Consider the following 11,157-nt stretch of genomic DNA (forward strand, 5'->3'; position numbering starts at 1 on the left):
TAGGTTTTCTCATGACTGAATTGGCTCTTCTTTTAGCTCCGGCACAACGCTTATCAATTCGCTTGTTGTGACTCCTGATCACGCAGTCCTCCTTTCTTGAAGACATTAGCTCAGAGGCAACAGGGATATTGGTAATACCGTCAGTCCAAGTAATCAGTAGATTTGCGTAACCTTTTACTGTCTTTCCTATTACATGGTTAAACGTTCTGGACAGCCCCTCTATCTTTTTTCCTCTTGGTCTTTCTATTACAGTGTCATCAACGCACAGAGTATAGATGTGACCTTTGTTATTCAGAGATGAGATGATAGATATTCTCATCAGAGCATAGTAACTGCAGTCAGGAGACTCAACATCGTTTAGAGAATACCTGTCATGCAGTGAATAAGCACCACAGAATATGGATTTTATGAAAACCATAAACATGGTAAGAATATCCGCTCCAGAACGTTTTCTAAATCCACTCTGATGTAAAAGTTTGGAGATATTCAGACATTCCTTAGAAAGGACAGATGAAAAGGATAAAAATGTTTTGGAATTTGAAGCGATCTGTTGTATATTATCCATGGTGTTTCTCGTGTTATCTATTTGATTTAGCAAGAAATATTATAACACAGAACACCATTTAAATCACAGTTAACTATATGATTTTCAATATAAAAACTGTGATTTTTTACTTCAAAATCCTCAATTCTAATCCGATTCAAAAATAAATAAAGAAATTGATTTTTAAACAGCAAATGTGGTGCTAGACCGCATCTATAAAGTCTTTATCAGTTAATATTGAACTGCAAAAGTTGAGGGCATGAAAATTAAGATACTCTGGTGATGTATCATACGACGAGCGTTTTCTTTGATTTTTGTTTTTTTATTGAGTGGTGCCCAACGTAATCTTGGTCTGGCTGTATAACTTAAAAAAATTTAAATACTACTAATCTGCAGTCAGACATCGGTTTTGTTCTTGTTTTAGCACCGACATAATAGTTTATGGATATTATTCTGTTAATGTCTTTTGATTTACGTGATAATACTTATTTCATACCACTTATCTTCCCCAAGTCTCATCTAAAGTCGCTTTGATGTAATTTGTCTATAGTTTCAACTGTCTAAATGCTTCAAGTTTGGGTATAATAACGCTGAATTTGAATACATTAACCAAAAGAACTATGAGTAAAAAAGAATCACAACGACTTGATATTGTTTCCTCAAAACCTAATTATTCCTCATTAGAAGGCTTTAAAAGATTCTGGCCTTTTCTAAAACCAGTATTCTTCTGGCTGGTGTTAGGTGTTCTTCTGACCATCCCTGTGGGTGGTCTTGATGCTGCTGTAGCCTCCTTCCTAAAACCATTTATGGACAATGTAATGGTTGAAAAGGACACTGAGTTTGCTAAACAGGTTCCTTACATCATCGTCGGTTTTACCATTGTCCAGGGTATATGTATTTATGCCTCCAATCTGGTTAATACCTATGTCGGTACCAGAATCTCTACCAATTTAAAGAAGACTCTGTATAAGAAACTTCTCAATGCTGATATTTCATTCTTTGACAAGAATACCTCCGGTATTGTAATGAACCGTTTTGCTGGTGATGCTGATACTGCTACCAACGGTCTGGTATCTAACGCAAAACTTTTCCTGTCTAAATTCTGGTCCTCAGTTGGTCTTGTCTGTGTTCTACTTTACAATTCCTGGCAGCTTTCCTTTATTGCTGTTGGTGTACTGGTATTCCTTTTTATTCCTATCAGTATTGTCAGAAAAAAGGTATCAAAGAGCATTGCCAAGTCTGTTAAATCCGGCACTCAGCTTTCTACCAGATATGTAGAAACCTATTCAGGTATTAAGATTATTAAATCCTTTAATCTTCAGAAGACTCTGTTTGATAAGTTCAATGTCAATGTCGAAGAGCTTTTCAAAATCTCCATGAAGATGACCCGTGATACCAACTGGCTTGGTCCTGTTATGCATATTGTGACCGCTGTAGGTGTTGCCGGTGTGCTTTATTACGGTCTGCATCTTATTACCACCGGTGTTATTACTTCCGGTACCTTTGTGGCATTCATCGCTGCTCTTATTATGCTCTATACCCCAATCAAGAGTATCGGTAACAACTATGTAGGACTTCAGACTTCATTATTGGCTTTAGAGCGTATCTATGATGTATTGGATTTATACAGTGTTGAAGAGCAGGAAAAGGATAATCAGAAGAGCTTAAAGGGAGTCAACAAATCCATCCGCTTTGAGCATGTGGATTTCTCCTATGATGGTCATAGAAAGATTCTAAAGGATATCTCCTTTGATGTTCCTGTTGGCTCTAAGGTTGCACTTGTCGGTAATTCAGGTGGAGGTAAATCAACCATTACCTCTCTTATCCCAAGACTCTATGAGCTTGATTCAGGAAAAGTCCTGGTTGATGGTACCGATATCAATGAATACTCAATCTCCTCCTTAAGAGAGAATATTTCCATGGTCTTCCAGGATAACTTCCTCTTTGATGGAACTGTCCGTGAGAACCTGATGTACGGTAATGAGAATGCATCTCAGGAACAGATTGATTTTGCTGTTAAATCAGCCTTTTTAGATGATTTTATCAGTAAGCTGCCTCATGGTCTTGATACCTTAATCGGTGAAAGAGGTCTGCTGTTATCCGGCGGTCAGAAACAGCGTCTTGCTATTGCCCGTGCTATTTTAAAGAATGCTCCTGTGGTAATTCTGGATGAGGCAACCTCCGCTCTTGATAACAAGTCAGAGAAGGTTGTTCAGCGAGCTCTGGATAAACTTATGGAAGGCAGAACCACCATTGTTATTGCCCACAGACTATCAACCATTATGGATGCTGATAAGATCCTGGTTATCAATGACGGCAGACTGGTTGAAGAGGGCACTCATGCAGAGCTTTTAGAAAAGCAGGGGGCATACTCTGTTCTATACAACTCTCAGTTTGCCAATAAAGCTGCTGCAGAGAATGAGTCCTCTGAAGAGGATAAATCTTCAGCAGATGGTGAAGATAAAAATTTTGAACAAGAGTAATAAACAAAGCTACTCTTGGAGAACGAGATTATATTTTTAATTAAATTGTCTGGAATCTGGGTGCACTATACTAGGATTTTTTTATGAAGCAGTTTAATACAACCGCAGTTTGTATACCATCAAAGCATTATATGGTTGATCTTACTCAAAGAGTAAGAGAGATAAGTGTAATGGTTGATGAAGGTAAGTATTTCACCATAAATCGAGCTAGACAGTATGGAAAAACTACTACTATTACTGCTTTAAAAAAATATCTCTCAGATACCTATACTGTGCTATCACTTGATTTTCAGCAGATAAGCGATTCTGGTTTTTCTACAGAAGAAAAATTTGTTCAGGAATTCTGCAGACTGGTTTTAAAAAGAAAAGCTGAGCTTAATATTCCTGAGAATATCTGTTCTAAACTCGAGGCCTGGAGAGATACTCAGACTCCAGATACAAGATTAAGTACTCTTTTCGATCACCTTTATCTGTGGTGTGGTGAGTCAGATAAAAAGGTTGTTCTTATTATTGATGAAGTTGACAGTGCCACAAATAATCAGGTGTTTTTAGATTTTCTTTCGCAGTTAAGATATGGATATATAAGTAGAGATACAAACGGTGATCCTGCCTTTCATTCTGTAATCTTAGCCGGAGTTACTGATGTAAAACATCTAAAGGGAAAACTCAGAGAGGATAAAGACAGCAGGGAAAACAGTCCATGGAATATTGCTGCTGACTTTTCTGTGGATATGAGTCTTCCTTCGCAAGGTATCTGTAAGATGCTTTGTGAATACAAAGCGGATCATGCCATTGAGTTTGATACAGAGTATATTTCAAAACTTATTTATGACTACACAAGTGGCTATCCTTATCTGGTTAGCCGTATCTGTGAGCTTATAGACAATGAGGTGGTGAATAAGTTCGGAAATCCTCTATCTGCATGGTCAATGCGAGGTGTAGATGAAGCTGTTAAGCTTATCCTGTCTGAGAATAATACTCTTTTTCAGTCCTTAACCAAGGTCTTGAATAATTATCCTGAGTTAAGACAATCTATAAGACGTATACTGATGGAAGGAGCCAGATTCTCATTTAATGCTCAGCAGGATTCATTACTTCAGCTGCAGATGTATGGGCTGATCAGAAATGACCATAATACAGTCAGAGTTTCTAACAGAATCTTTGAAACAATGTTATATAACCTGTTCCTTTCGGATGAGGAAATAAAAAACAATGCCTTTTCAAAAGATGCAGGTGTAAACAGAAATATCTTTGTACAGGATGACAGGCTTAATATGCCTCTTATTATGGAGCATTTTATAAAGACCTACACTCAGATTTATGGTCCATTAAAAGACAGGTTTAAAGAAAAGGATGGCAGAGAATTATTCCTCCTGTATATAAAACCGATTATCAACGGAACTGGAAATTATTACATAGAAGCTCAGACCCGCGATGACAGAAGAACTGATGTAATTATTGATTATCTTGGTCAGCAGTACATTATTGAGCTTAAGATCTGGCATGGTGACAGATATAACCTTGATGGTGAAAAACAGATCTGTGAGTATCTTGATTACTGGAATCTTGATACCGGTTATATGCTGAGCTTTAATTTTAATAAGAAAAAGAAAACTGGCGTAGAGAGAGTTCAGATTGGTAATAAGGTTTTGTTTGAGGGAATGGTTTAGATTGTGAGGTAATATAGTAAAATCATAAAAGGATATTTGTGCAGGCTGGCTTTAACACAAAAAAGTATGATTTAAAGTATATAAACTTTAATGCATAACAGTTAGCTTTGATGTACAAACCTAAAAGCATAAAAAACACATACCCATATCCCTATAAGATAAATACAAAAGAGAATACATAAGGTACGGTATCTAATGTATATAAAATCAAAACGTGAAAGCCTTTTAAACTGGATTCTGACTTTCTCCGGTGTCACCTGTATTGTACTATCATTGCTGATAGCTCATTTCGTTTACTTCAATGAAGTATTTAATATCTTTTTATATTCAACTCCGATTAAGTATTTCCTAATTCTCTGTGCAGAGCTTTTCTATGTAAATTTCTTTACAGGTCTTAATAAGAGTTTTATCTACAGAGGTATTTATCGAGAAGCTGTAGTTTCCTTTGAAATAGCTCTACTGATGGTATGCGGTCTGATTATCGTGCTGTTCTGGCTGCACGGACTTACAGACTCCCGCCGACTTATAGTGACTTATTTCTTTATAGGTTTTGTAATTCTGGATTATGTATCCCGCAGTTTTATAAAGTACATCCTGCTTTCATATTTTAAAAAGGGCAAATTCTCCTCAAGAGTCCTGGTGGTAGCAGCCCCAGAGACCTATAAACAGGCTGTAAGACTTTTTGATAAGGAGCTTGACTGGACCCGTAATATCATCGGTATCTCTACCTCTGATGTATCTCTTATCGGTAGGAGTACCCATGGCAAAAAGGTCATCTGCTCTAATGATGAGCTTTTAAATTATCTGACCCGCAATTCGGTTGATGAGCTGGTGGTTCTGACTGATGAGTATGATTCTGATACAGAGCTTAAGGATACTCTTTCAAAAGCCGAGGAAATGGGCATTAAGGTTGATATCAGAGTTAATCTGAGCCTCTTTGACTATATGCCATCCTCCTTTGTTAAGTTTGACAAGATCGGAAATGTGCAGTGTATATCTGTAAGCCGCAACTATATGTCACATAAGAAACTCTTTGCAAAGCATCTGATGGACTTTAGTGGTGGACTTGTTGGCTTTTTAATCTTCTGTATCTTCTATGTAATCGTAGGCCCTATCATAAAAATTGATTCAAAAGGTCCGATTCTGTTCTCACAGCCACGTGTAGGTAAGAACGGCCGTATCTTCAAATGCTACAAGTTCCGCTCCATGTGTGCAGATGCTGAGGCCAGAAAGAAGGATCTGATGTCAAAGAATGAAGTTGACGGTCTGATGTTTAAGATGCAGGATGATCCCCGCATCACCAGAGTCGGTCGTTTTATTCGCAAGACCAGTATTGACGAGCTGCCTCAGTTTATTAACGTGCTTAAGGGCGATATGTCTCTTGTAGGTACCAGACCTCCTACAGTGGATGAATATATCAAGTACGAGCCAAAGCACAAGGCCAGAGTTTCCATGCTGCCTGGTCTTACCGGCTTATGGCAGGTGAGCGGTCGCTCTGATATCAAGAACTTTGAGGATGTAGTAAAGCTTGATATGAAGTATATTGATAACTGGTCAATTCTTCTGGATATAAAAATTGTGCTTTTAACCATCAAGGTGGTTCTGTTCGGCAAAGGTGCCAAGTAGTAAAGATATAATATTTTGAAAAAGCTCTTTACTGTTTCTTTACTATATTAAATAAAGCGGAATTATTTTAAATTGTAATGTTACAGTCTGGTATGAATGATTCTAAGTTACCTTTATCTGTCGTTATTCTGGCAAGAAACGAAGAAGAGAATATTAAAGCCTGTATAGAAAGTGCTTCTTTTGCTGATGAAATTCTGGTTATTGAAAATAATTCTTCAGACAGAACTGTAGAATTTGCTCTTGAAATGAAGGCAAAAGTTCTTAACAGAGATTTAAATAACGATTATTCTGCTCAGAGAAATTTTGCCATTGAAAATTCCAATCATGACTGGATTTTTATGCTGGATGCGGATGAACGAATTACTCAGGAACTTCAGAAGGAAATAATTGCCGCAGTCAATTCCAATGAAGATTTCTGTTATCAGGTTTCAAGAGAGAACCATTTTGTTTCAGGGGTGGTGTTACACGGGGACCTGAGACCTGATCATGTGGAAAGATTATTTCTTAAAGCTAAATCCCATTATGAAGGAAATGTTCATGAAAGGCTTCATTCTTCATCTCCTATCAAAAGACTGAATGGAAGACTGATTCACTTCCCTTATAAAACCTGGGAAATACACTTGAATAAAATAAACTATTATTCATCCTTGGTGGCAGAGAAATACCGCAGCAAAGGTAAGAGATGTAATTTTGCAAGAGATATCGTTATAAAACCTCTCTGGGCCTTTATCAAGGTTTATTTTATTCATAGAGGCTTTTTAGATGGAAAACTTGGTTTTATCTTTAGCGCATTACATTATTTCTACACTATGGAGAAGTACTTAAAACTTGATAGTTTAAATCGTAATGGTGGTAAGATATAAATTGAGTAAACAGTGATTAGTTTTAGCTATATTTATAGTGATTTAATTGGTTGCTTAATCGGATTTTATTAAACAGAGCCAGTACAGAATATGATTAAATTTTTAGATTTAGAGAAAATCAACAATCGTTTCAGAGATGAAATTGATTCAAGAATTAAGACTGTTCTTGATAAAGGATGGTACCTGCAGGGAACTGAGAATGAAATCTTCAGTTCAAATTTTGCCAGGTTCTGTGGCACAAAATACTGTGTCGGTGTAGCTAACGGTCTGGATGCTCTGACTCTGATTATAAAGGCTCATGGTTTTGGAGCAGGTGATGAGATTATTGTTCCTTCCAATACCTACATCGCAACTATTCTGTCTATTTCAGCCAATGGCTGTACTCCTGTTCTGGTTGAGCCAAGTCTTGATACCTACAACATTGACGTTGATAAGATTGAAGAAAAGATTACTTCAAAGACCAAGGCAATTATGGTGGTCCATCTGTATGGTCAGGCTGTACAGATGAAAAAGGTCTGGGAGCTTGCCAAAAAATACAATCTTAAGGTATTTGAGGACTGCGCTCAGGCTCATGGTGCTATCTACGAGGGCAAGAGAGTTGGTAATTTATCTGATGCTGCAGCATTCTCCTTCTATCCTGGTAAGAATTTAGGCTGTTTGGGTGATGGCGGTGCAGTCGTTACAGATAACGAAGAAATCTATAAAAAGGTAAAGGCTCTAGCCAATTATGGCTCTGACTATAAATATCACTTCATATACAAAGGTGTAAACAGCCGTCTTGATGAAATACATGCCGCAGTTTTAGATGTTAAATTAAAACATCTTGACTCTGATAATGCAAGACGCAGAGAAATTGCGAAGTATTATTGTGAGAATATCAGAAATGAAGCCATCATTCTGCCAAAGAGTTATTCTGAGCTATCTCATGTTTATCACGTATTTGCAGTTAGAACAGCTAACAGGGATAAACTGGCAGATTATCTAAAATCTAAAGATATTCAGACACTGATTCACTATCCAATTCCTCCTCATAAACAGGAAGCATACAAAGAGTGGAATACACTGTCATATCCTATCAGTGAAGCTATTCACTCAACAATCCTCTCTGTGCCAATTTCTCCAGTTCTGACTGATGATGAAGTTGATTATGTTGTTAAGTCACTTAACGAGTATCAGAGGTAGTACGGTCTAATGGTATTGGGAGAAAATATGTCCTCAAATGAGCTATGCAGAAAAATTACCTTTCCTGAGCTGGGAGATGAAAGAGGAAATCTTGTAGTAGTTGAAGGTGCTTTGGATATTCCTTTTGAGATCAAGAGGGCATTCTTTATTTACGGTTCTGATGCAACCGTTGTAAGAGGTTGTCACGCCAACCGCTTCTCTGAATTTGTGTTAATTAATGTCTCCGGCTCTTCTAAAGTAATGGTTACAGACGGACATCGTAAGGAGATTATTTCTCTGAACCGTCCTCGTGACGGAGTTTATATTCCTAAAATGATGTGGAAGGAGATGTATGAGTTTTCTCCTGATGCTGTTCTGATGGTTCTGGCCAGTACTCATTATGATGGCAGTGAGTATATCCGTAAGTATGATGATTATTTAAAAGAAATTAATAAATAATCTGTATCCATTTATCAATTCCTGATTTACCTATGAAAATTGCAATTTTAGAAACCGTTGTACCCTCTGGTCATGAAGTTGAATATGACAGAGGTCTTGTGAATGAATTTAGAGCACAAGGGCATTCTCCTGTTTTTTTTGTACCTGAGAATTATCCTTTTAAGACAGATTATGGTACTCCTGTTGAATATCTGTCAGGTGGTGAGGCGGTTTCCTATAGTAAAGCCGGCTTTTTCAGAAAGGCCTATTTATCTTTTACCAGAGAGTACAGAAGAAAATGCTGGTTTGACAGCGCCTGCAGAATAGCTTCAGAAAAGGATTTTTCTCTGATTGTTATTCCAACTGCAACCCCAAGATATCTTCGTTCAATTCTTCATAGTAATTTACGTAAATCAAAGGTGCCTGTAGTTGTAAATCTTCAGGTGTTTTCCTTTGAAAAGAAAGGCCGATTACCTCAGTTTCTATCTTTAGCCAAGAAACTTGAGAAATACAGTAATATCCATATTACCATTACCAGTCCTAATCATTTCCTGACCAATCTGCCTAATGTTGAGTACATTAATCCTCCTTTTTACAAGCCAACGCTTATAAAACCAAATGGGTACTATGATGGTCATACTCCTCTGAATTTATCTCTATATGGTTTTTACCGTCATGACGATAATGTGAGAATGCTTTGCGATATTTTTGCAAAAGAGGATTATGATATACCAGTCAGATTTACTCTGCAGGCTGTAACCAGTAATAAGAAAGATGAAGATTCCTGTAATGAGCTGATTGCTCTTTACGGTAATAACCCAAGATTTAATTTTACAAAGGCCTATCTCAGAGATGAAAGTTGGCAGAAAGCCTTAGATGATTCAGATGTTATTCTTGCGCCTTATAACTCAAAACAATACCTATATACATACAGCGCCATGTGTTTCAATGCTTTAGGCTTTAAGAAACCTGTAATCATCTCAGACAGTGTCAACCCTCAGCTATTAGATGAGTATAAGGTTGGCATTAAGCTTGATTTTAAGGATTATGAGGAAACACGTGAAAAAGTGGTTAAGTTTATCAATAACTTTAAAACTGACTATCCTCAGTATCTCTCTGAAATCAACCGTGCCGCAGAGGTATACAGCTTTGAGAACGTGGTCAAGGGCCTTTTAAAGTATAAAGCGGTATAATAGTGAACTGTAAGAGACAGAATACTAAACTTACAGAGATAGAATTATTCAATTAGAAATTTATAAAGAAATATATAAAACAGATCATCAAAATAAGGATTGTTTATGAAAGGAATACTACTTGCAGGCGGAAGCGGAACCAGACTATACCCACTTACAAAGACTATGTCAAAGCAGCTTCTGCCAGTGTATGACAAGCCTATGATCTACTATCCGCTGTCAACCCTGATGCTCTTTGGCATCAAGGATATTCTTATCATATCCACTCCAAGAGATATTCCTAACATTCAGAACCTGTTAGGCGATGGTCACAAGCTGGGATTAAATCTTCAGTACAAGATTCAGGAAGAGCCAAATTCAGTACAAGATTCAGGAAGAGCCAAACGGAATTGCCCAGGCCTTTATTTTAGGTGAGGAATTCCTAGATGATCCTGATGAGGATGTATGTCTTATTCTAGGTGACAACATCTTCTACATGGGAACTCAGTTTGGAGAATTCTCAGAGCAGGTTAAGGCAAATCAGGGAAAGAATGCTACAATATTTGCTTTCCACGTTAATGATCCTGAGCGTTTTGGTGTAGTTGAGTTTGATGAGCACTACAAGGCGGTATCCATTGAGGAGAAACCTGCAAAGCCTAAGTCGAACTATGCTTCAGTAGGTTTGTATTTCTATCCTGGGGATGTGGTAGCTAAAGCCAAGACCTTAAAGCCATCTGCCCGTGGTGAGTATGAGATTACCGATCTTAACAACCTTTATCTAAAGGAAAACCGTTTAAGCGTGGTGCCAATGAGACGAGGCAATGCCTGGCTTGATGCCGGTACACCGGATTCACTTATGGATTCAGGCAACTTCGTGCAGATTATTGAGCAGAGACAGGGCCTTAAGATAGCGTGTCTTGAGGAGATTGCCTACAACATGGGCTATATTGACGATGCCGGAATGCAGTCTCTGATTGATGAACTTAAGAAGGGAACCTATAAGGATTATCTGATAAAGGTATTAGAGGAAAAGCATGAACTTTATTAAAACAGCCATTGATGGTGTTGTAATTGTTGAGCCAAAGGTATTTAACGATGCCCGAGGCTATTTTTATGAAAGCTACAATGAAAACGAATTCAAGGCCAATGGCATTGACTGCAGATTTGTACAGGACAATCAGTCAAAATCATCCTATGGTG

The 11,157-nt window shown here is 37.6% G+C and carries 9 protein-coding genes and 1 pseudogene; 9 read left to right on the forward strand and 1 reads right to left on the reverse strand.

Annotated elements, in window-relative coordinates:
• The coding region (locus tag QZU45_RS09365; RefSeq protein WP_295354550.1) for a transposase at positions 1 to 565 on the reverse strand (565 nt) is incomplete at its 3' end.
• 599 nt (positions 566 to 1,164) lie between these two features.
• Between QZU45_RS09365 and QZU45_RS09370 the strand changes: the two genes are divergently transcribed.
• The 9 genes and pseudogenes from QZU45_RS09370 to QZU45_RS09410 all read left to right on the forward strand — a co-directional run.
• Entirely contained in the window at positions 1,165 to 3,027 is a 1,863-nt protein-coding gene (locus tag QZU45_RS09370; protein WP_295354553.1) for an ABC transporter ATP-binding protein, read from the forward strand.
• An 83-nt stretch (positions 3,028 to 3,110) separates the two neighbouring features.
• Complete coding sequence (locus QZU45_RS09375) at positions 3,111 to 4,697, forward strand: AAA-like domain-containing protein (protein WP_295354556.1); 1,587 nt, start codon at positions 3,111 to 3,113, stop codon at positions 4,695 to 4,697.
• Between the two features lie 195 nt (positions 4,698 to 4,892).
• Entirely contained in the window at positions 4,893 to 6,323 is a 1,431-nt protein-coding gene (locus tag QZU45_RS09380) for a sugar transferase (protein ID WP_295354558.1), read from the forward strand.
• 92 nt (positions 6,324 to 6,415) lie between these two features.
• A complete protein-coding gene (locus QZU45_RS09385; protein ID WP_295354560.1) occupies positions 6,416 to 7,186 on the forward strand; it encodes a glycosyltransferase family 2 protein in 771 nt (256 codons plus the stop codon).
• Positions 7,187 to 7,276: 90 nt separating this feature from the next.
• Positions 7,277 to 8,368 carry a DegT/DnrJ/EryC1/StrS aminotransferase family protein gene (locus tag QZU45_RS09390; protein WP_295354563.1) on the forward strand — a complete coding sequence of 364 codons (1,092 nt, stop codon included), beginning with the start codon at positions 7,277 to 7,279 and terminating at the stop codon, positions 8,366 to 8,368.
• A 27-nt stretch (positions 8,369 to 8,395) separates the two neighbouring features.
• A complete protein-coding gene (locus QZU45_RS09395; protein WP_295354566.1) occupies positions 8,396 to 8,806 on the forward strand; it encodes an FdtA/QdtA family cupin domain-containing protein in 411 nt (136 codons plus the stop codon).
• A gap of 32 nt (positions 8,807 to 8,838) precedes the next feature.
• Positions 8,839 to 9,978 (forward strand): hypothetical protein, encoded by a 1,140-nt coding sequence (locus tag QZU45_RS09400; RefSeq protein WP_295354569.1) that lies wholly within the window; start codon positions 8,839 to 8,841, stop codon positions 9,976 to 9,978.
• 105 nt (positions 9,979 to 10,083) lie between these two features.
• A pseudogene (rfbA, locus tag QZU45_RS09405) lies at positions 10,084 to 11,005 on the forward strand (glucose-1-phosphate thymidylyltransferase RfbA).
• A partial coding sequence (locus QZU45_RS09410) for a dTDP-4-dehydrorhamnose 3,5-epimerase family protein (RefSeq protein ID WP_295354572.1) occupies positions 10,992 to 11,157 on the forward strand: 166 nt, incomplete at its 3' end. The pseudogene rfbA and the gene QZU45_RS09410, both read left to right, overlap by 14 nt.

Origin of the sequence: uncultured Succinivibrio sp., from assembly GCF_902756765.1 — a bacterium.
Lineage (GTDB): Bacteria > Pseudomonadota > Gammaproteobacteria > Enterobacterales > Succinivibrionaceae > Succinivibrio.